This is a genomic window from Shewanella hanedai (assembly GCF_007197645.1).
Classification (GTDB): Bacteria; Pseudomonadota; Gammaproteobacteria; order Enterobacterales; family Shewanellaceae; genus Shewanella; species Shewanella hanedai.
This window is the reverse complement of the sequence record NZ_VKGK01000006.1, coordinates 130,988-153,517: the sequence shown is the minus strand read 5'-3', so window position 1 is coordinate 153,517 and position 22,530 is coordinate 130,988. Positions and strand designations below refer to the sequence as shown.

Here is a 22,530-nt window from a genome sequence, read left to right as displayed (position 1 = left end):
GCTATTTATTCAATATCGCTCGTCAATACCCGCTAGCTTAACTCAGAGGAACGGCCTATGACTGAATATGCTAGTGCTAACCTAAAACTAGCCATGACGGCACTATTATTCGTGACGAGTGCTTGGTTGTTTTGTGTTTCCCTGTCGGGCCTTCTAAACGACGAGCGTTCAACTACTGAGTCTATTCATGAAGTGAGTTTCAATCGTTATCAGGCAGGGTTTGTCTGCCGGGAACGTGGCTGGGAGTTTTGCACCGGCTGGTCATACTCCAAGAGTCGAATGGCGTGACATTGCCATTAAATTTGCCAGCTCAGTTGCGTTACTGACCTTCATCTTCAACAATACTTTTTGTCTGTGTAACTCTATGGTTCGCTGAGCGATGTTAAGTTCTGCGGCAATCACTTTATTCAGCTTCCCCTCTAACACTTGCAGCATCACTTCATGCTCTCTAGGGGTGAGACTCGCAATACGTATTTTCACTTCTTTGTCATGATCCTGTCGATTGAACGACGCTAGGGTTTGCTGTTTGGCTACTTGCAGCAGTTGACAGAGCTTGCCGCCATCGACAGGCTTTTCGATAAAATCCATCGCCCCGTTTTGTATCGCCTGCACAGCCATAGAGATGGTTCCATGGCCGGTTAGCATAATCACACTCAAGGGGCTATTGTATTGTTTTATATGATTAAGTAGTGCTAGACCATCCATGTTCGGCATTTGAATGTCCAAAATAGCAATCCCTGGTTTATTCAGATCGACAGCACTTAAAAATTGGTTGGCATCTAAATAGCTCAGGGTAGACAAGCCCAAACCGCCTAACATCCAACTAAGGGAATCGAGCACATCTTGATCGTCGTCCACTAAATAGATGTTACACATGAGCTGACTTCCTGCTTGTTTCAATGGTGGCATTGTGGATGTTTATGGGCAGTGAGAATGTGATGTTCAATCCTTGTGTGTTGTCATCATTAAGGAAGGTCGCAAAAATGTTGCCGCGATGCTCTTCAATAATACGTTTACAGATCACCATCCCGAGCCCCAAACCATTTTGTTTTGAGGTTTCAAAGGGGAAGAATAATCGGCTTAACGCAACTTCTGACAAACCAATGCCATTGTCTTGAATAGAGATAATCGCTTGTTGGTTGTGCTCAGACAGTGTGATCGATAATGCTGGGGTTGGTCTGTTTTCCATGGCATCGAGTGAATTGCGAATAAGGTTTACCAGCACTTGTTGCAGCAAACTGATATCGGCTACTGTGCTCACCTCTGTTAAGGTCAGTAATGCTGTTATCTGCACCCGCTTAAGCTCTGGTGACATCAAGTTGAGTGTCTCGTTGATTAGCATGACCAGATCGCAAGTTTCATAAACACTGGGTTGTTGGCAAAACTGCCTAAATCGTTTTATGGTGCTTTGGGCGCGATCAACCTGTTGAATCACTTTATTCAGAGCAGTATCAAGCTCACCTTGTTCTGGGGTTAATCGATATAAGCAACCTTGAGTCAAATAGCGGATCCCAGCCAGAGGTTGATTGAGCTCATGTGCAATGCCGGATGCCATCTCTCCAGTCAGCAGTATGCGCTGCGCTTTATAAAACTGCTTTTGTTGTTCATAAAGGCTTTTTTGGGTGAGCTGATGCAACTCTATTTCAGCCGATAGGGCGTGAGTCCGTAACACCACAAGGCGTTTTACCCTTAAGTGATGCAAGTAGCCCAATAGCAAAAAGATAAAACTGCCAATCACCCAAGGTATTGCGCCTTTGAGCAAAAATGCCCAGTTAGTGACAAACGGCCATTTATTAAGGGTTTTGAGCAATCCGAAAACATGACTGTCATTAACGGGGGCTGACCAATATTGATAGCGTCCTAACTGAGCTTCTTTATCATTTTTATCAATAGAAAGAAGCGCGCGAACAATTTGAGTGGCGAGTTTATGATCTGTATAGCCTAATTTTGAAAAGGCGTATGAAGGATACAGTTCACTTGATGCCAAACAGTCATAATTTTGATGATCATGTTGCAGTACAACCTTAAGCTTGCCCGCAGCAATGTGGCCTGAATTAATCGCTGATTCGAGTACACAGCTGGGGAGAATAGCGACATCGGCTTCACCTGAAACCACCAGGTCGAGCAGTTTATTCTGTGGGAATCCCACGAAACTAAGATCTTTTAGATCACTAAATGGATTAATCCCCGCCAAGGCTAATTCACCAGCCATGATCTGAAACCCCCCAAAGGCTTTAGGATCCGATGAGACCACGGCAAATTGAGTGAGATCGTCGAGCTGATCAATTGCGATATCTGCTCGGGTGATGATAGCTGATCCAACGGCTCCATCAGGCTCAACACTGTGCAGCGGTAATAAAGTGAGTAGGCTACTCGCACCATAATCCTTCTTTAGGGTCACAGATGTGAGCGCATTGCTGATGATAAAATCTAATTTTTGTTGTGCAACTTGCTCCTGTAACTCAACAGGCGTCAACGCGAGTAAGGTGAAGCGTTGATCTATTTCAGATCCAACCCGATCGAAGGTGGGTTTCCACCGTTGAAATACCACCTCTGGCGTCGCGAAAGAAAGAATGCCCACTCGAATTGGGTCTTTGGCGTGTGAGGGCGAGGCAATGAAGAATAAAGTTAACGCCAATAGCAGTCGATTCATACTGATGATATTTGAGATGAGCGATAAAAAACGGAACGCTATTATGCCGTCTTTTAGGGATAGGTAATGATTTATCCTAATGGAAGGGGATCTCGGTCACAAATAAGCTGGGTTGAGGATTGATGCTTAAATCAGCCCAATTAGTGTTACTCATTGGGCTAAACACTCGTTTAGTCGTTATTGTTGGCTGATGTTACCTTTTGTTAGGTGATATTTATCGAAGCCAGATGATTTACGTTTACTGCCTTTCTCATCTAAATACCAAACTGCTTCAAGTTCATCGTGTTCTTCTGCAAATGTCATCGCTTCTTCAATCGGCATGAGGAACAAAGAGGTGGAAATCACATCAGCGAAGATCTGCTGGCCATTCATGACGACAGTGGTTGAGATCCCTGTGGGTTTAGGGTGCAGAGTTTTAGGATCAATTAAGTGGTGATATTCAACGCCACCAGCAATAAAGTAGTTCAGATAGTTACCGCTGGATACGATGGTTAAATCTTGCCCTTGCACCACTTCATGAAACTGCCCTTCGAATGTCTGGCACTGAGGCAATTGATACTCTGACTTTTTACATAAAGGATCTTCAATGGCTGTGGCAAAGGTACGCTGCTCTGGATGCAGTCCGTAATGACGAATATTGCCACCGGCATTGATCATAAATGCGTTAATGCCATCGATTTTGAGCGAGTCATACACTTTTTCAGCCATCCAGCCTTTTGCAATTCCGCCTAAATCGATACTCATGCCTGGTTTCATCTGAATGGTATTAAGGGTTCTGTCTAACTTAATATCGTTAATATCAGTCAGTTTTGCAGCGTGTGCTAGCGCTGCGTTACTTGGGATCGTACATAATCCCAAGGTTTTAGTATCACCTTTACATTGCCCTCTATGCTGACGCCAAAGGTCAATCACTGGTGAAAGTGCAATATTAAAATAGCCGTTACTCAAGGTGTGCCAATTCAGACTTGAGGCAATAATTTCAGTGAGTTTTTCATCTATGTGATGGACTTTCTCTGGTGCGCTATTGATGGTTTTGATGTTGGTGACATGTGGATAAGTGCTGTAGTTGGATGCCTGATAGTGGTATTCCTGAATGACATTAAGCGCACGACAAAGTGCCGTGTTCGCTTTTGTTTCATCCACGCCATAAAGGTCAATCGTCACCGAAGTGCCAAAATATTTAAGGGTATGTAAACTCGTCACACCCTCTTGATGGGTGATAAGCCCATTGCCTTCACATTGATAGGGGTCTACGACATCAGCTGCCGCTTGTATCGCAAAAGAAGTTGATAAACCTAACAAGGCGACACTAACAATAGACAACTTAGAGATAAATGATTTCATCGATGGCACCGGGTTCAATAATATGGACATAGGAATGACTATTTAAATAATTAGCACAAGCTTGGCTGTGAATATAATCAGGTACTAATAATTGTTAACTGGCTCAAACAATCGAACGAAATATCGCTAACCTGCGGTTTTCCGCAATAGTTAAAATATTACGGTTCGTTATGCTGCATAAAACTTGAATTAAGTCCAAAGGCAGAGCCAGATGACACAATGTAAACGATATAAAAAAAGTCTTATTTGCAGTGCAATTACGCTGGCTACATTAGCGCTAGCAGGTTGTGCCACCTCAACGCCAGATGGCAAGTATGTTGACGGCGATCATGAAGTCAGCGGCAAAGGCAAGAAAAGCCAGATCGTGCTTACTGTCGAAGTTGCGAACGGCAGCATTAAAGAGATCACCACCAAATCTCATAATGAAACCGAATCTCTTTTTCTGAACGCTGAACGCCTGCTTGCAAAAATACTGGCTAGCAATGGCCATGAGGGTATCGATGCGGTATCTGGCGCAACTTATTCATCTAATGGCATTTTAAAAGCAATAAATTCACTTCCAAGAGCGAATGGGATCCAACCTGAATTCGTGGCCGTTGGTTCAAAAGATGATTCAAGCAGTGATGACTTCAAACTCAAATGGTCTATACAGCCACAGCTTGGCATGATCAGCGGTGATTTTTACTTCGAAGAAGCAAGATTCCGTCAAGGCCATAAAGGCAGCATGATCATTGTCACCGATAGCAATAACGCCAAAGATGTGATTTTTGCTGAGTTTAATGAAAGTGGACGTCCTAATTACTACACTCGTCTTTATCAAGATGTGCCTAAGCGTATGTCTGAATACAACTTCTCAATGGGTAAGAAAAAGGGCACGGCCTGGGTTCAGTCACCACTGACCATGGAAAAATTGATGGTTGAGCAGGATAAGATCACGTTTGATGTTAACCCCGACTTCGATCCAAAACTAACCAACAAGTTAAAAGAGCCTAATCGTCTCAAATACCTCGGTATCGATGTGGTTGCCGGTGCATCTAACAGTATTCAGCAATCAATGATCCCATTAACAGCAAAGATCCACGCCAAAATTAATGGCGAAGGCACTCAAGAGCTATTTTACCAACATGCTGAAAAACTACTCGACAGCAAAGGGAAGTGGACAGGGATCACCGCGGTATTAAGACTGGTTGTTGATACCAATACTAAGGCGATCACGAAAGCTTATTACGATGAGATCTTCGCTGACGAAGCGGTTCAAATCAAAGATGCTTCACTGAAGAAGTTTTATCGCCAATCTAAGTACGCGTCTATTAATTATGTGGAACCTGCCCGTATTGGTTTTAATGTCATGATCGATGCGCTTGAGACACATCTACAAGCTGGTGGCTCACTGTTCGATATCAATGACCTGCCTGCAACAGGTGACACGGGCAGTTACGCAGCGACAGGTTTCACTAAGCGCTCAAACTCGTGGGATACCTACCTCAATCAAGCGGAGATTCTGTACAAACAGATGCGTCTTGATGGCGTGATTAGCGAACATAAAAAACCAATCTAAGCATTGATAAAAAATACAGTTAAGAGAAATGATGATGAAAAGCTACAAATTAACGCTACTCGCCAGTGCAATAATACTGTCACCACAATTGATGGCCGATGAATATCAGGTTTACGGTCGAATCGATTATTCAGTGACTAATTCTGACAGCGGCACAGCTACTCACGATGGTAAGAGTGGCACTATTTTAGAAAACAACTGGAGCAACATCGGCGTTAAAGGCAGCAGTGAATTGGCGACTGACCTGCAGCTGTTTTATCGAATAGAAGTTGGGGTTAATGGGGCGTCTGAAGGTAAAAGTAACAATCCTTTTTCTGCAAGACCTACCTACATTGGCCTTAAGCACACGACATTAGGCCAGTTAGCCGCGGGACGTATCGATCCTGTGTTTAAAATGGCGAAAGGCGGCGCTGATGCCATGGACATGTATTCGCTCAAGCATGACCGTTTGTTTACTGGTGATAAGCGCTGGGGCGACTCGTTAGAATATAAAACGGCTAAATGGAATAAGTTGCAACTGGGTGCCAGTTACATCATGGAAGACAACCATTACGCAGAAGAAGACCCACGCCGTGATAATGGCAATTATCAAGTTGCATTAACTTACGGTGATAAATTCTTTAAGAGCGGCAATGTGTACCTTGCAGGTGCTTATTCTGACGGTATCGAAGATGTAAAAGCCTTCCGCGCTGTGGCGCAGTTAAAAATTGATAACTTGATGTTAGGCACCATGTTCCAAAGCTCTGAGATGGTCAATCCATCTAAGGCTCACTGGGAGCAACGCGATGGTTCTGGTTTTATCGCCAGTGCTAAGTACAAAATCGATAACTTGATGCTTAAAGCGCAATATGGCCAAGACGATTCAGGTACTGGCCGCATCGCCAGCAAAGTCTACAATGCAATGGGTGAGAGTGCACTCGCAGTGCCTGAAGTCACCACTTGGGCTGTCGGAGCTGAGTATCGCTTATCAAAATCAACGCTAGTACACACTGAATTAGGTCAATTTGATGTGAAGCAGTACAACGACTTTGATGACACCATCATCAGCTTAGGTGTGCGCTACGACTTCTCTATTTAATTACTAATTAATACACGGCTTACTATCCCAGCTTTTACATGGGTTTAGAATACAGTGACTAACAAAATCCGCCTGATCCCAATGAGTATCAGGCGGATTTTTTGCTTTCTAACATCGTCTCTTTGCAAATCTAAACAAAGCCATTTATCACCGCAAATATGGAGAAAGCTAAAATATAGAGCAAAGAATGGATCCCGGAACAAGCCCAGGATGACGGCAGAAAAGCATGTTTGATCTCAGTTTTTACTGTTGTGGCTCTAGCTCTTAACCTAGAACCTAGCAGTGAGCCTGCGAACGCTCTCGCAGGCACGAAGTGCCGTCCTAGCAGGGCGAAGACCGTCCTTCTCAGCTATTACCCGTATACCCGTAGCCACAGGCTATTCCGTCAGCGTAGCCTTCTGTAGTCGCCAGCGACGTTCGTCTCAGCTTTTCCTAGCAGCGAAGCGCCCTAGCAGTGAGCCTGCGAACGCCCTCGCAGGCACGAAGTGCCGACCTCGCAGGGCGAAGCCCGTCCTTCTCAGCCCTTAAACAAATGAATCAAACGCGATGGCATCATTCGCGACACCATAAGCATTAAGCTGTTCGATGGTTGATGTCATCATGGCTGCTGGGCCACAAAGATAAAACTCGATGTTTGTTAACCCTGCTGCGTTATCAGTTATGCCACCGAACTCTGCCGCTAACCTGTCCTGAACATATCCTTGGGTCATTGTAGAGGGGATTAATTGCAGTGCATCGCTACTTGCTAACCGACTTGCCAGTTCACCTGTCGGCCTTGAAAGCACTGGATGGTAGAAAAAATTGTCATGTTTCGCTGCCAACGAAGTGAAGTGATCTTGGTAGATCAGATCGGCTTCGCTGCGCGCACCAAAGAAAAAATGAATTGGGCGAGTCGTTTCAAACTTAAATAATTGCTCCTCGATTAACGATTTCAATGGTGCCATACCTGAGCCTGCACCTATCATCACCATGGACTTATCGCTTAAAGGTTTTGCATAAAACTCCTCAAACGGACCAACCGCATCGATACTATCACCAGGTTGTAAGTTACAGATAAAATGGGAACCTACACCTGGATTAATAATATCGTCAGTCGTTGTCTTAGGTGCTTGATGTAACTTAATGGTGAAATGCAGCTCACTGTGATTGCCATCAAGTGGTAAATCACTATTTGCCAATGAATAGTTACGGCTGCAGGAATCATGCTGGTATTGAGTTTGATCTACGTTCTCCCAATGTTGACTCAGTGCCAGCGGAAGCGCCGTTGGCATTGTGTTGCCACTGGCTGCAGGGATAAAGAAACGCATAAAGGCGCCAGCTTTGAACGCTATTGGCTCACCTGAAGCTGTTTTGAATTTAAGCTCTTTTATAAAAGGACTAATAAACTCACTACTGGTTAACACGAGCTGATGTTTTTCCGCCTGAATTACATCAAGCAAACGTAAACTGTCGATTTCATCACTGTTATGCTGACAGGCCAATCGATAGCCTAGAGCCAACTCTTCTGGAGTGAATTGCTGATGATCAGCGGCAGTGATCTTAACGCTCGTGCTAGTACTAGGAGTCAGCTTGAGTCTGCATCGTCCACAAGTGCCACCGCCACCACAGCTTGAAGGCAGGGCAATATCATGGTGTATCAAACCATCTAACAAATTTTCATGATCAGATAGGGAGATGTTGTGCAATGGCTCACCATTCAAATCCAACACTTGTACTATCTTAGCTTTGCTTTTTATGAATCGTTTGGGTAATAGGTGTGACAACGAGTACTGGCCATTAAAACCAAGTTCTATAGTCCAGATAAAACCACTTAAGGCGAAGAAGAGGGTAAAGATGGCAAATACAATAATTTGAACGTTATTGAAGCTGCCTTCCTGAGTGTAATCCATAAAGTGAAGCATAAACGCGATATCAACAAAGCGCTTATCATCATTGCTATGGGCTGCTAATCGCCCAGAGCCGGCATCGACATAAACGCTAGTATTAATATCATCATCAAAATCCACTCGCCAAAGGGGGTTTTTCTCTTTTAATCTGTCATCAAAAGGTGGTGATTGCTTGATGGCACTAACGATTTTTCCTGTTCCATTATAGGAAGCAATGGCTAGTTGCTTTGCCATGGCTTCATTAATAAAAACTTGTTGCCCCTTAAGGGCATCGACTAACGTGTATTGATTCTTAAAATAGGGATACAGGGCCTTATCATGAGTTAGCAAGTAGTATGGCTTTGACAGCAATGAGATTTGAGACAAGGTCACCGCAGGGTTGAAGTCTTGTAATACCTTTTTAGGTTCAATAAGTTGGCTTAGGTTTGCATTCGGTTCAACCACTCTTACGCGATATTCATTTCCAGAGGCTTCAACTGGATCCATCAAATTGAAGTACAAGCCCGTTCCTAACCAAATTAACAGCTGTAAACCCACCAAGAGTGACAACCACTTATGTATCGTCTTAATTAAGGACATCAGTTGCTCTCCTTAATCAGAGAGGTATCTACTTGGAGTGGCTCTTTTTTAAAGATGCGGTAATAGGTTAGGACTAAGCCCAAAATTGCGGCGATAAGAGCGAAAAGGACAACCCAAAACAATAGCCAGTTACTGGGATCTTCATCTTCATAATCCATCACATGCAGACTGAACATTAAATCGAACGTACGCCAAAACTCATGTCGCTTGGTCACTAGCAGGCCTGTTTGTGCGGAAATATAGAGTGAGGGACTGCCGAAATCATCAAAGTTCACTCGCCAAGCGGGTAGGTATCGTGAGCTTAGTTCAAATGGCGGGTTGTCAGTGATAAGCTCAGCGGTAAGCACTTGACCACGACCAGTGTATTCATGTTTTGCCATCGCCGTTGCAGCGGCTTCATCTAACGGTGACAGTTGCTGGCCTGTATTAGCATCGACCATGAATTGAATGTCATCTTGTTTAAAGCGGTAGACTTCACGGTCAATGAACATGCCCAAAGTGAGGTGCTGCGCGTTTGGGTAGTCTTGTATTAATGAGTCTTGAGCTAAAGAGGTCAGGGGGTAGTGAATCTTATCTGGATTGATTTTGCTCTGATGATTTTGGATCAAGCTGTCGCCATGAATATAGTCGATATCGAAAATCACCATATACGCGCCAGACACTGTCCAGATGACAAACTGAATACCTAAAAACAACATCAGGTACCGATGATATTTACGACTTATTTTTAATAAGTTCATTATTATTTTCCTGTGAAAAATTTAGCTTTAAATTTTACAATTCTAAATGTGTTACTTAATCTGTATTTGCAAATGCTACTAACGTCGTCGAAATTGGCTATATGTTATTAATTATTTGCTATCAAATATTTTGACTCTAAATTCAACTTTTAGTCAGAATGACGAGTAACATTTTTCTCATGGTCTAATCAATATCAGCCACTCTGAGCTAAATGAGAAGCACTTAATCAAGTTAAAACGACTCATTGTCGTACTCAAGAACAGACTAAAACGGTTGATAACCAAGAGTCTGATATCCATCGTGTTAAATTACAGTAGGAATGACTAAATAAACAGGCAGTAATGCATCAACAAAATGTAACAAATTTATGCATATATTGAAATAAGCGTAAGTTTATCAGTAGTCGGATTGACTCAATGAATGGATCCCGGAACAAGTCCGGGATGACGGCAATGACGATGACCCGTCTTGAAATTGTTCTCGCTCTTGCTGTAAGCGCAGCGTTCCCGTAGCCACAGGCTATTCTGTGAAGTAGTCACTTGTGACGTTCGTCTTAGCTCTTCCTAGCAGCGAAGCGTCCTAGAAGTGAGCCCGCGAACGCTCTCGCAGACACTAAGAAGGCGAAGCCAGCTCCTTTCTCGTCATCCTGGGCTTGTTCCGGGATCCAGCTTTTGATGTTAATTTCGAAATCTTGTTGTATATAAATGCTATCGAATCTGATCAAATAGATCGTTCCATTCAGGGTTAGTTTCTTCAATGAGGTTTATTTTCCACTGACGACACCAGTTCTTGAGTTGTTTCTCGCGAGTTATTGCGCTGTACATTGTGTCTGTCGCTTCAAAATATACTAGCAAGTTCACAGAGTACTTCTTTGTAAATCCTTCAACCAAATGTTCTTTGTGTTCCCATACGCGTTTAACAAGTTCACTGGTAACCCCAATGTATAAGGTTCCATTTCTCTTATTTGCTAGGATATAAATACAAGGCTGCATAACGTTCGTCCATGAAGCTATTCAAAAAGTAAAAGTATAGAAGTAAAGCTGGATTCCGGCATTCGCCGGAATGACGGAATAGTTTCAAATATTGTCTAAAAGGTTTCAGTTGTATCTTGCTCGTTATTAGCAGGATGACAATATTCTCGTCATCCTTCAGTTTTTATCTAATTAGGGTATGACTCTTTTTTGCGTCTTCCTGAACTCGTTTCAGGATCCAGCTCTTGATATTTTCCAAGCCGTGAAGATGCTCCTCAGCTCTAATATTTGCTTTTCCCTCGTTTTGATTAGCCTGGTCTTAATTGCTTTAATCATTTAAACAAAAAGAATGGATCCCGGAACAAACCCGGGATGACGGAAGAAAATCATGTTTGATCTCAGTTTTTAGTTTTGCTTTAGCTCTTAAGCTAGAACCTAGAAGTGAGCCTGCGAACGCTCTCGCAGGCACGAAGTGCCGTCCTCGCAGGGCGAAGCCCGCTCTTCTCAGCTCTTAATCTTCTCAGCCTTTAAAATTCTTCTTAATCGTTCGCCAGCAGTCTGTATAGTTTGCCTGCCTCTCTTTACCCTCTAATGCATATTTAGTGGGTGCGAAAATGTAGCGTGACTCGAACATAAAGGCGAGGGTGTTTTCATAACGCTGGGGAGTAAGCTCGGCATTGGATGCCTTCTCAAACACATCAGCTTCTGGACCATGTGGCGACATGCAGTTGTGCAGGCTAGAGCCGCCGGGGACAAATCCTTTCTCTTTAGCATCATAGACTCCTTCAATGAGCCCCATAAATTCACTCATCATGTTGCGATGGTAGTAAGGGGGTCTGAAGGTGTTCTCTGCCACCATCCAACGAGGTGGGAAGATAGCAAAATCCAAGTTAGCCACACCAGGTGTGCCTGAGGGAGAGGTAAGTACGGTAAAGATTGAAGGATCGGGATGATCGAAACTGACAGTATTGATCACATTAAAACGTGCTAAATCATATTTATACGGTGCACTGTTACCTGTCCAGGCGACCACATCTAATGGCGAGTGCCCAATGTCGCAACGGAACATGTTGCCATTGAACTTGGCGATCAATTCAAAATCACCCTCAATGTCTTCATAACTCGCAACGGGATACTGAAAATCACGATCGTTAGCAAAACCATTCGCACCAACAGGTCCGCGCTCTGCCAATACATAGGGGTGGCCGTAATTTTCACAGATATAACCGCGAGCTTCAGCTGTGATCAACTCTACCGAAAACTTAATACCACGCGGAATAACAGCAATTTCACCGGGCTTAATCGCTAACTTGCCACATTCTGTATTTAACAGAATTTCACCTAGCTCTGGTACGAACAACATCTCGCCATCGGCATTGTAAAAATAACGATCTTTCATTGAGCTGTTGATCGCATAAATATGTACACCAACACCCGTTTGACTGCTTGCGCTACCATTTGCAGCCATCGTCACTAAGCCATCAACAAAATCTGTTTTCTCTGAGGGTAAATCCACAGGATCCCAGCGGAACATATTTGGCGGGGTAATGGCTTCAGTGATTGGGGCTGTACGAATAAGGCCATTATCTATGGCTTCATAATCACCTTGAACCACTGACGGACGGATACGATAGAACCAGTTTCGACGATTATCGCTACGAGGCGCGGTAAAAGCGGTGACATTGAACTGCTCGGCATACAGGCCGTAATTAACTTTTTGTGGGCTAAATTGGCCAATAGGTAATGCTCCCACGAGTGCTTCAGTCTCAAACTCGTTACCAAAGCCGTTCATATATTGCAGTTCTACGGTCATATTCTCTTGTCCTTAATCTGACTATCTTATCTGTTCAATAAATATCGCTACTAACAAAACTACTCTCAACTGAGACTAGTTTCAAGGTTTCGCCATTTTCAGAGGCCAGTTTGGGCGTTAAATTAAGTCGATTTTCATGCAAAGCTGTAAATCATTTGATACAAACCTAGGCACAGACGACTCAACAGCGGGCAGAAACTCTGCTTGCAATAATCTACTCTCATGTGAGAATGCCAATACTCATCAGAGTCACTATGTGAGTAGAGGCTGAAGCGTAAAATCAAAAAAATACAACAGAGATCAGAGAAGAAAAGATGGCCGACATTTATCAAACATCGAACAATACGCAATCCAGACTCTCGTTACAGCAGTTCCTTCCTTATCGATTGGTGAACTTGGCGCAAAGTGTCAGCATCAATTTTGCAGAGGTCTATCAAACTGAGTTTGAACTCACCATCCCAGAGTGGCGCATTTTAGTTAACCTTGCTGAGCATGTTGTCCCAGAGGAAAGTGCTACAAGCGTAATGGGGATAAGCGCTAAAGAGTTAACCGTGTTGGCATCCATGGACAAGTCCACAGTCTCACGCGCTGTAAAGCTCATGCTAGATAAAGGCTATTTGGCTAAACATCTTGATGAACTCGATAAACGCGCCTCCTTGTTAACACTCACCGAAACCGGCAAACAGCTTTACCACACCATCGCACCCAAAGCACTTGAGTGGGAAGCAAAGCTGTTAGAAGTGTTAAGTGAAGAAGAGTACCAAATGCTAATGCAGATTTTAGATAAGCTGGACAGCAAACTCGCTTAGATGAAGAGTTCGATGTGTATTAATCGCAACGTTAGTTCCATTAATGGATATTTTTGTTTGAGACTGAAGTTGAGTGCACGTCATTTACGTAAATGTAACCAATCAAAACGATGATTGGAAGATTCTTGGTAATTGGCCCAAATGGGTGTAACCAAAAGCCAATGTCGATAAACGTAAGTAGCAAAGTATAAGTGGCCACAGTTGTGACCTGCACCATGCAACATAGCTTGGTTTTAACCCCGGTCAGTAACCATAGACCAAGTACAATATCTAAAAAACCACCAGCATAGATTGCAACGTCGGCAAGCGAGCCAGAGATATTACCCCCAGCGAGTATTTCATAGCCAATTTCTGGGGAGAAAAAAAGAGAAGTTAAGCCTGTGAATACCCAAACGAAGGCAATAGAATATTTGGCGGCTACCAATAAATTGTCTTGATTCATCTTTTTCAAAGCAAGTCCTTTTAAGCGACAGAAAAGGGTTTGAAAACCATCAACCAGAATATAGCCAAAATAGCAGTGAATGCAGGAATACCGAGTAGGGTCCATATTTTCATAAGCGATCTGAATTCGGGAGTGATTTGGTTTAACTCGACAGATACCTTGGCCAGTTCTCGCAGTCTGTATTGGATTTTCAGAACCGGTAGCCAACATACCCCAATAAAAACAAATAATCCTAACACCCAATAAAACCAATCTGATGAGTACGAATACCCTTGCATATTCATTAATAGTACACCGGATACTATTTGAGTAATAACTGCAGGTGTCGTAAAAATCCAATCCCCTAAGATAACGTGTTTAGCAGTAACATAAATAGCTTGTGGGTTATTAGAACGATTAGCCATGAACATAAAAAAAGCAATACCTGCGCCCGTACCTGTTACAACAACAGCGGCAAGAATATGAATTAATTTAACGACTAGATAATATTCCACTCTTCTCTCCGATATTTGCTCTCTAAGAGCACTTTATTCAACATGTGGTTTCTTCAGAAAAGATACTAAGTGCATCAAAGTATGAGGTGAAATCAGGTAATTTCAATAACCCTGCGCACGGAGTAGCCCCAGTTGCTAGCATGGAGTTTAAGCTATCATTGCACAGTAGTTTTCTTGCCAAGATGATGGTGGAAAGGGTTGGAATATAAGGGCCATTTCCTTTAGGCGCGAATAAAATCCATTTTACTTTTTTGTGGTCATCATTATTGTCCTTACCGCTAATAAGTACCTGCATAGCCCCTTCATCACTACCAAAAGAGAGAAACAGATCACTGGTGTTTACAATCATTTTTGATAATGGTGCCCAGTTTCTTACTAGGCCTGTTTTTGATAAATAAGCCATTCCTACCATCGTTAAGTGCAATAATGGCAACTCTAAACCAGCTTGAAAGCTAACTTGCTGTGATACATGATAACGATGAGGGAATAACTCTAAATCTGGTACATCTACATTTGCTAAGTGACGTTTACCAACAAACTGGCCAAAATCAACAAGCTTGGAATCCATCCAACCATATGCATCTTGCCAATGACCTTCTTTAAAGACTTTTATCGGATGACCAGTATAAGACAATATAGCTTGAACGGTTGCTAGCCCTCGCTCAGCTTTGTTACCAGGCGCAATGGAAATGTCGATTGAATCAATAAGGCTAAATTGATTCTGATAATGATCGACAACGGCTGAAGATAGACCTGGTACAGAGCTGGCACCACTAACGATGAACACACCTTTCTCTTTTGCTTGGCCATCTAACAACGAAATATCACAAACAAATCGTCGATCATCAGCTAAATCAATATAGTGAGCACCACATTCAATGCATGCTTTAGGCACTCGATAATCTTGGCCTTGAAACGGCCCACTAGTGTGAATAACCAGAAATGGTGAAAGGTCTGCTAATTGCGCTTTAAAATCTTCAGCGTATATATCGATTTCTAAGGGATGTAGAGTTGCGGACGCCGTTAATTTGAGGTTTTCAACTAATCTCGATGCTTTTTTCATATTTCGGCCAGCAATGACCAGAGTGATCCCTTCAACTCCTGCTAGGTTTTCAACGATTCTTTTGCCAAAGTTTCCATAACCACCTAGAACAACAAGCCTTTTCACTAAGCTATTCCTTTAATTAACAGTTCATTCCATAAAATATCACATATCTAAACTGCACAGCATTATATACATATTTTCTGCAGCACCGACAGTCAGTAAAATCACTTAGTTTTCATCAGATTTATAGCTAGCAATTCTAGGGGAGGTGTAACGGGTAGAACTAAATACCTATGTGAAGACGTTCCATGTAAACCTTCGCTATCTCCGTGTTGCGAAGAGATATGACTTAGAATGTTTATTAATCTGCTTAATGCCTTACCTCAAATCCCTAATCTGTACTAGAAAGACAAAGTCCCACAAATTCTCTGGGCCATTTATTGCTCGTTGGGCAACTTATTGCTCAATGCTGGGCCATATATTGCCCAACATTATCGCTGACAACTCTGAACGTCTGATAAACGCTGAAGAAGCCGCATTGGTGCGATTTTTGCTTTGTGCCGAAGGTTCTAAAAAAAATACGTTCTCAATAATGCCGTAACAGGAAGTCACGCAGTATGTCGATACGTCTAGCCTCAGTTGATTCATTAATGCTTCAGGATGCCATACTCATTGAGTCTGACTTATCGCAGCTTAGTGACAGTGAATGGGAAGCCATTACACCAACAGGCCGAAGCAAGGAAAGAGTTAAAAGTGAGCTAGAACAAGGAATTTATGTCGTTCTACGAGATAATCCGCGCACGCCCGCTTTTACCATGGAAAAAGGCGCGCCTCTCGCCAGTTCAACGTTTGCCAGTGGGATAAGTGTTCAAACCCTCTCACAGCTAACCAGCCGTTTTGAATCTGCAGGTGGGGCCATTGCCAGTAACAATAATGGTAATCTCGCTCCAGCGCCGCCGCTTGATTACATTGCTGACACATCTCAAGTAAAAGTCGCTAAAGAGGAACCTAAAGCCGCACTCATCAGTGATAACTTTGGTAAACCACCGCCTAAACTTGAGCTTCAGCTTTGTTACGATGATAGCGAAAAGACTTATGCCAGTGATGTGCCCTATAGCGTCATTTTCAGTGATCCTGGAAAAACGGTCATTAAAGGTGTGCTTAATGATAAAGGCTGGGGCGTAGTCGAAGGGGGCCCGAACTACTCCGCTCAAGTTATATTCGGTGATGAAGCGCAAAAGGCCGCCGCTGAATTGGCGATAGAAGCGCAATATCAGCAGCTTGACCAAGCGCTCAATGACACAGCTAAACAAGTCGCTCAGCATGCCATTGACGCCAAAAATACAGCAAAGCAGTCAAAGCGCATTGAAGTGACTGCATCCTTTGAAGCCGCAGTTAATAACAAGATTGCAGAGTTAAATGTCCAAAGTGAAGCGTTCGATAATCGTTCCTATCTGTCACAGGTATGGGGAATCGCTAAGGCAACAAAAGAGGGCGCTTCAAACGGGTTTACTGAATATCTCCCTGACTTAGGTGATTTCGGTAAATTAATGGATGCCGCAGATATAGACATAACCATGCTGATAGAAGCCATCAGTACCGGCAATATCAACGCCTTAGAAGCAAAGTTACAACAATGGAAAACTAGAGGTGGAGAGGGTTATACACAAGCCCGTAAAACCATGGAAACACTCATACTTCTCTTGAGTGATCCTACTAGCCGTGAAATGTTAGCCAGTGTGCCAAAACGTATTTTAGCAGCACTTCCTGATGACCAAATGGCAGAGATCCTTGCTTATCAAACCACACAAATGGGCATGGACACCACAGTTGTTGCGGGCGGCACCGCTATCGGTACTTTAGCCGGCGGCGTCGGTGGCCCTGTGGCTGCGGGAATACTCTTTACCGCCACCACAACCCGTAAAAGCGGTAAAATACTAGAAAGTACGATTAGCATCGTCACTGATATTTCTAAATCGCTAAAAACAATTAATAATCAGCATGACATTAGGCCTTATAAAAAACAGAACACTTTGCCGCTCGCTACAGGTAAAGGAGAGCGTTCTGACGACAAAGATGAAACCTACAAATGTGATTGGAAAAATTGTAAAGGCGGTCATAAGAAAAAGATTAAATATCCTAATAATGGCAAATTAGATAAGGAAAAAAGTAAATATGCGAAGAAATGGGTTGCGGCAGGATTAGAACCTTGGGTGCTATACGGGCCTGGTGTGGATAGCCAAGCCACAGAAACTGATTACCGTAAAGAAGTAAAAGATGAGAAGAGAATACAAGCAGCTTTAAGTAAGACTTATCCTGAATATTATACAGAGAAACATCATTTAATCCCTGTTTCATTGCTTGAAAAATATAAGACTTTAAGTAAAAATGCAAAGCTAATTGGTTATGATATTAATAATGAAAACAACGGGATGTGCTTACCAGGGTTTGTTGTTGACACTAATCAACATGGTTTACAGTGCCATCGTGGTAATCATCCTAATAATACCTACTATGACAAATTAAAACTAATATTTGATGATCTTGAAGAACAATCTATGGATATGTGTAAGAAAGATGATTCAGGGAATATGAGAAGCCAAAAAGAACTAATAGATATTTTAGATAAAAAATCAAAACTAATTGAAAGAAGAATATTGAAGAAGCAATATATTCTTCACAAAAGTACAACAATTTAAGAGGAGGGTTTTATGTACTGGATTATGTCTACCGAACGATCAGAAAATAATGAAGCTGTTTTAGAGATTCAATCTAGTTCCTTTGGAAATGAAAGTATTAATTTTGCTTGTGGAGAAAGCAAAATTGTAACTAATGAAAACATTGTTATAGATTATCAGTTAGGTGAAGGTACTAATATATATACAGACAACCTAATGTGTTATGGGATAAAGTCATTGTTTTTTAATGAAAAAATTAAAAATACATTAGATTGCTTAGATGTCAAAAATATTGATTACTACGAGGTCGATTTAATCAATGTAAAAAATGGTGGTTGTCTAAACTATTATATCGCTAACATCATTGGCACGTTTGAATGCGTTGATTATGACAATTCTGAAGTAGAATTATGGCCAAATGGAAAAATTGAGCAAATTGATTCATTAACCTTCATCGATACGAGCAAAATGGATCTGCCCCCAATTTTTAGACTTTCCAGCTTTTTGCCTTTAGTTATTGTTAACAATGAAATAAAAAAAGCATTTGAAGATAATAACATCACCGGACTCAAGTTCTATAAACCTGTAAATTTCTATCTGTAGATAACATGAATAAATTTTTTGATAATTTCTATAATTTTAAGGGTTTTGGCCCCGCGACAAAATCTGTACAACCAACGGTTGAAGAGCTTAAGTTGTTTGAAGATAAATTACCTGCCCGCCTATTAGAATATTGGCAGGAATATGGTTTTTGCGGTTGGGGGGACGGTATCTTCTGGACAGTGAATCCTGATGACTATAAAGATATTTTAGCGCAGTGGTTGTCTGGCACTTCATTTGAGCAAAGAGAAATAGATGGAGTAGATAAGTATTATGTCATAGGCCGTAGTGCATTTGGGAAGCTTTTTATATGGGGAGAAAGCTCTGGTGCGTCATTAGATATAGTTTGTAATTTTAGTATGCTTTTTCCTTCTGATCAAAGTGAAAAGCTTGAGATAATTGGATCAGAGAAATTAATTGAAAAATTTTACTCTTCTAAAAGAAAATCAAACATGGAAGAAGAAGATCTTGGTGAAAAGCCGCTTTTCCAACGTGCGATGGCTAAATTGGGTCCTCTTGATGCTGATGAGATGTATGGTTTTGTTCCAGCACTCGCAATCGGTGGTGCTCCCAAGCTTGAAAATCTTCAGAAAGTGAAAGTAATTGAACACCTCACATTCCTTGCAGACTTAGGCGAAAAGACTGTGATGGCTGACATAGTCGCCATGTCCAACGCACTTCATAAATAACTTATTTTCATCTAGTCAATTTTAGCCATTCTAGAAAGCAAAAAGTTGAGAATAGGGGGTAAGTGTTACCTCCATCTTTCTCTACTTTAGCTAAAGAAAACCTATTTACCACCAGGGCTTGGATAAGAGCAAAAGACCTAATGCTCTCTACCCCCATGTTCTCAACAACGTCCTTGTTTAAGTGCCAACTCAACTCTGCCAGACAGAAAGTCTCAATGTCGTGAAGGACAGGAGTCCGAGAACGACCCTGTTTCTCGTTCATTAGCTGATGGTTACACCATATTCACCGTGTAGCGAAGCGTCTCCGTGGTGAGACTGATCTTTTTCCTTTATATACAACCAAAACAAAGCTATCCACCACAGAAGACATTAAGGCCACAGTAAAAGCCAAAATATAGAGCAAAGAATGGATCCCGGAACAAGTCCGGGATGACGGCAATGACAAATGACCCGTTTTACTCTTGTTCTGCCATTACCGTAAGCGCAGCGTTCCCGTAGCCGCAGGCTATTCTGTGAGCGACGTGTTCAGTAGTCACTTGTGACGTTCATCTCATCTTTTAACCTAGCAGCGAAGCGCCCTAGAAGTGAGCTTGCGAACGCCCTCGCAGGCACGAAGTGCCGTCCTAGCAGGGCGAAGCCCGTTCTTCTCAGCTCTTCAGCTCGCAGGGCAAAGCCCGTCCTAGACTCTTCTCAGACACAAAGCATTATGATAAATTATCGCAATCCAAACTCGCTGTTTTATAAGCCTTTTATAGCAGCATTGACTACTATTAGTGTTATTGACTAAAAGCAGTGGCATTCGCTACAGGAGAACGATGTCTCACAATTTTTATAATGACAATGCAGATCTGTTAGCGCGGCAATATCTGTCGACCTCTTTCGAAGAAGTGCATGCTTCATGGTTGCCTCACCTTAATACTATTTTCGACAGTCACGACTCAGCTCTATCAATATTAGACGTGGGCGCGGGTGTTGGGCGTGATGCGAAATACTTAGCAGAGCGGACTGGCTCTTCAACATCTAAATCATCACAAAGAGTTGATGTAGTCGCCGTAGAACCAGCTCATACTCTGGCGGAATTAGGTAAAAACTACACTCAAGGAGTGAGCGTGACTTGGATTAATGACAGCTTGCCGTGTCTACATCGCTTGACCATCTATCAAAACAGTTTCAATCTTATTTTACTCAGTGCTGTATGGATGCATATTCCACAAAATGAACGTGCCACAGCGCTGCAAACACTCGAACACCTGCTGGCTCCACACGGCAAATTGATCATCTCACTGCGTCACGGGCCAAATAGCGATATTCGAGTGCTGCATCCAGTCAGCATTGAAGAACTGCAAGCCATGGCAGGGGATGCACATTTAACCATGGTCGATGCGACCGACAGAGAAAACGACAAACTCGGTCGCACCCAAATCTTTTGGGAAACCGTAGTGTTACAACGCGAAAGGGATACAAGGTGAAAGAGGCACTGCATGAACATTATTCTGAAATGATAGCTCCAAAGAGAAGTGACAAGACCTAATGAATTCTGATCTATTTTCCCAAGTTAATGCCACTAAACAGGTTGAGTTTATCGCTTACCTGCAACGATTATTGGTAGAGGGGGATTTTGTTGCTACTTATAAGTTTGCATTGCTGCATGCACTCGCCGATATCTGTATCGAACGTCCGCTAAATAACGATACCGCTCTTCTACATGAACAACACCATAATGTCATCACCATCGATGAGCTGGTGGAGAAGTTTATTGAACTCTATTGGCAACATTCATTGCCCTATACAGGTTCTGCTAGTGGCACTGATGAAAAAGTCTCGTCATTTATCCTACTGCAAAGCTCAGGCAACCAATCTGCGTTAATCAGGAATTTAGCTGAATATCGTAGTCAAGGGATCAGAAATTTAAGTCAACTAAAGCAGCATCCAGATTGGCATAAACTGGTGAGAAAAACTCGTACCACTTTAAAAGATGGCCCACTGTGGCGCTTGCAGTTATTAGCAGGCAGTGAAGAGTGTTTCTATTACCCCCATGACAAGTCAAAAAATCATATTGTACTCAATGCTGGGATCGCGTTCTGTTTTCGTCGCTTTCACGATCTCGTGGTGTCACTTGCGAGATCAAACTGGACGCAAAAGGTCTGCGACTTTCCACTAAACCATACCGCAATTGGTGGGCAGGGTAACTTGTCAGAATTCCTCTTCGGCAGTGATAGAAATTCGATAATCAAAGCAAGACCAGTATTGTTTGATATTCAAAAAGGCCAATGCTTCTACTGCAATAAACCGTTTAAAGGTGAGGGCGATTATAAAGCCGTGGTAGATCACTTCATCCCTTGGACTCGTTATCCTAACGATCTCGGCCATAACTTCGTCCTAGCACACAGCAAATGCAATAATGCCAAGTGTGATCATCTCGCTGCTGAGCAGCATAAAGACCGCTGGTTTGAGCAAAATATCATTAACAACGGAATATTGATCACCACCGAACTTGCCAACTACTTTGTCTGTGAATCAGGTCGCTCAGAAGCGATAACAACCTGGGCCTATCAACTGGCCGCCCAGAATCGTTCACCACTTTGGTTACAGGCAAAGCGTTTTGAAGTTTTGCTCGAAAAGGATAAAGGTCAATCCAGTTATGCTGGTGGATTAAGTGCATTAAACCAAGACTGATTAAGCAATTAACCTAGTACAAGACAAAAGCGGCTCACCACGGAGAAAGACAAGAACTCCAAGCTTTTCAAACCTCCAGCTCTTCTCCGTGAACTCTGTGTAGCGAAGCGCAACAACGTCCTTGTTTAAGTGCCAGTTCAACATCCATGTTTCTCGTTCATTAGCTCATGGCTACGCCATATTCACCGTGGTGAGAATGATCTTTCTTTTTATATAGAATCCAATCAAAGACAAGATATAGAACAAAGAATGGATCCCGGAACAAGCCCGGGATGACGGCGGAAAAGCATGTTTGATGTCTTCAGCTCTTACCGTCAGCGTAGAGTTTTAGTATGTTATACCCGAATGAAAAGTTCTGTACCTAAGTGACAATCACAAGTTACATACTTACACATACACGCCTATTCACAAGTTAGGTTAAAACACTATATATCAGCTATTTAACTGGGTAAAATTCTGCGAATGTTGTGGTGA

Annotated in this window: 18 protein-coding genes; 8 read left to right on the top strand and 10 right to left on the bottom strand. The window is 42.5% G+C overall.

Annotation, left to right across the window (positions count from 1 at the left end):
- Positions 1 to 261 precede the first annotated feature (261 nt).
- From FN961_RS07225 to FN961_RS07215, 3 genes are all read right to left on the bottom strand, one after another.
- Positions 262 to 876 (bottom strand): response regulator transcription factor, encoded by a 615-nt coding sequence (locus tag FN961_RS07225; protein ID WP_143563876.1) that lies wholly within the window; start codon positions 874 to 876, stop codon positions 262 to 264.
- On the bottom strand, positions 869 to 2,653 hold the full coding sequence (locus FN961_RS07220; RefSeq protein WP_185972743.1) for a sensor histidine kinase: 1,785 nt from the start codon (positions 2,651 to 2,653) through the stop codon (positions 869 to 871). Before FN961_RS07220 ends, FN961_RS07225 begins: the two co-directional genes overlap by 8 nt.
- A 177-nt stretch (positions 2,654 to 2,830) precedes the next feature.
- The gene (locus FN961_RS07215; RefSeq protein WP_229814631.1) at positions 2,831 to 3,997 is read right to left on the bottom strand and encodes an FAD:protein FMN transferase; all 1,167 of its coding nucleotides are present in this window, start codon (positions 3,995 to 3,997) and stop codon (positions 2,831 to 2,833) included.
- Positions 3,998 to 4,208: 211 nt separating this feature from the next.
- Here FN961_RS07215 and FN961_RS07210 point away from each other — a divergent pair, with 211 nt between their 5' ends.
- Positions 4,209 to 5,555: an FMN-binding protein gene (locus FN961_RS07210; protein ID WP_143563874.1), complete on the top strand. Its 1,347-nt coding sequence runs from the start codon at positions 4,209 to 4,211 to the stop codon at positions 5,553 to 5,555.
- Positions 5,556 to 5,589: 34 nt separating this feature from the next.
- Positions 5,590 to 6,633, top strand: a complete 1,044-nt coding sequence (locus FN961_RS07205; RefSeq protein ID WP_308426201.1) for a porin — start codon at positions 5,590 to 5,592, stop codon at positions 6,631 to 6,633.
- Positions 6,634 to 7,157: 524 nt separating this feature from the next.
- Here the strand turns inward: FN961_RS07205 and FN961_RS07200 are convergent.
- From FN961_RS07200 to hmgA, 4 genes are all read right to left on the bottom strand, one after another.
- The gene (locus FN961_RS07200; protein WP_143563872.1) at positions 7,158 to 9,098 is read right to left on the bottom strand and encodes a 2Fe-2S iron-sulfur cluster-binding protein; all 1,941 of its coding nucleotides are present in this window, start codon (positions 9,096 to 9,098) and stop codon (positions 7,158 to 7,160) included.
- On the bottom strand, positions 9,098 to 9,838 hold the full coding sequence (locus tag FN961_RS07195) for a PepSY domain-containing protein (protein ID WP_143563871.1): 741 nt from the start codon (positions 9,836 to 9,838) through the stop codon (positions 9,098 to 9,100). The genes FN961_RS07200 and FN961_RS07195 overlap by 1 nt, the downstream gene beginning before the upstream one ends.
- Positions 9,839 to 10,546: 708 nt before the next feature.
- Positions 10,547 to 10,831 (bottom strand): GIY-YIG nuclease family protein, encoded by a 285-nt coding sequence (locus FN961_RS07190; RefSeq protein WP_143563870.1) that lies wholly within the window; start codon positions 10,829 to 10,831, stop codon positions 10,547 to 10,549.
- Positions 10,832 to 11,330: 499 nt separating this feature from the next.
- Positions 11,331 to 12,623: a homogentisate 1,2-dioxygenase gene (gene hmgA, locus FN961_RS07185; protein ID WP_143563869.1), complete on the bottom strand. Its 1,293-nt coding sequence runs from the start codon at positions 12,621 to 12,623 to the stop codon at positions 11,331 to 11,333.
- 314 nt (positions 12,624 to 12,937) lie between these two features.
- Here hmgA and FN961_RS07180 point away from each other — a divergent pair, with 314 nt between their 5' ends.
- On the top strand, positions 12,938 to 13,432 hold the full coding sequence (locus FN961_RS07180) for a MarR family winged helix-turn-helix transcriptional regulator (protein ID WP_143563868.1): 495 nt from the start codon (positions 12,938 to 12,940) through the stop codon (positions 13,430 to 13,432).
- 40 nt (positions 13,433 to 13,472) lie between these two features.
- Here the strand turns inward: FN961_RS07180 and FN961_RS07175 are convergent, their stop codons facing one another.
- From FN961_RS07175 to FN961_RS07165, 3 genes are read right to left on the bottom strand one after another with little or no spacing between them, the layout of a single operon-like run.
- The gene (locus FN961_RS07175) at positions 13,473 to 13,874 is read right to left on the bottom strand and encodes a DoxX-like family protein (RefSeq protein ID WP_143563927.1); all 402 of its coding nucleotides are present in this window, start codon (positions 13,872 to 13,874) and stop codon (positions 13,473 to 13,475) included.
- Between the two features lie 20 nt (positions 13,875 to 13,894).
- On the bottom strand, positions 13,895 to 14,368 hold the full coding sequence (locus FN961_RS07170) for a DUF2269 family protein (RefSeq protein WP_143563867.1): 474 nt from the start codon (positions 14,366 to 14,368) through the stop codon (positions 13,895 to 13,897).
- Positions 14,369 to 14,405: 37 nt separating this feature from the next.
- Complete coding sequence (locus tag FN961_RS07165; RefSeq protein WP_143563866.1) at positions 14,406 to 15,536, bottom strand: saccharopine dehydrogenase family protein; 1,131 nt, start codon at positions 15,534 to 15,536, stop codon at positions 14,406 to 14,408.
- 494 nt (positions 15,537 to 16,030) lie between these two features.
- On the opposite strand from FN961_RS07165, the gene FN961_RS07160 reads away from it, so the two are divergent.
- The 5 genes from FN961_RS07160 (at position 16,031) to FN961_RS07140 (ending at position 22,056) form a co-directional block, all read left to right on the top strand.
- The gene (locus FN961_RS07160; protein WP_143563865.1) at positions 16,031 to 18,112 is read left to right on the top strand and encodes an AHH domain-containing protein; all 2,082 of its coding nucleotides are present in this window, start codon (positions 16,031 to 16,033) and stop codon (positions 18,110 to 18,112) included.
- 12 nt (positions 18,113 to 18,124) lie between these two features.
- Positions 18,125 to 18,694: an imm11 family protein gene (locus FN961_RS07155; protein ID WP_143563864.1), complete on the top strand. Its 570-nt coding sequence runs from the start codon at positions 18,125 to 18,127 to the stop codon at positions 18,692 to 18,694.
- Between the two features lie 5 nt (positions 18,695 to 18,699).
- Entirely contained in the window at positions 18,700 to 19,380 is a 681-nt protein-coding gene (locus FN961_RS07150; protein ID WP_143563863.1) for a GAD-like domain-containing protein, read from the top strand.
- 815 nt (positions 19,381 to 20,195) lie between these two features.
- Positions 20,196 to 20,849 carry a class I SAM-dependent methyltransferase gene (locus FN961_RS07145; protein ID WP_143563862.1) on the top strand — a complete coding sequence of 218 codons (654 nt, stop codon included), beginning with the start codon at positions 20,196 to 20,198 and terminating at the stop codon, positions 20,847 to 20,849.
- Between the two features lie 61 nt (positions 20,850 to 20,910).
- Complete coding sequence (locus FN961_RS07140) at positions 20,911 to 22,056, top strand: HNH endonuclease (protein ID WP_143563861.1); 1,146 nt, start codon at positions 20,911 to 20,913, stop codon at positions 22,054 to 22,056.
- Positions 22,057 to 22,530 lie beyond the last annotated feature (474 nt).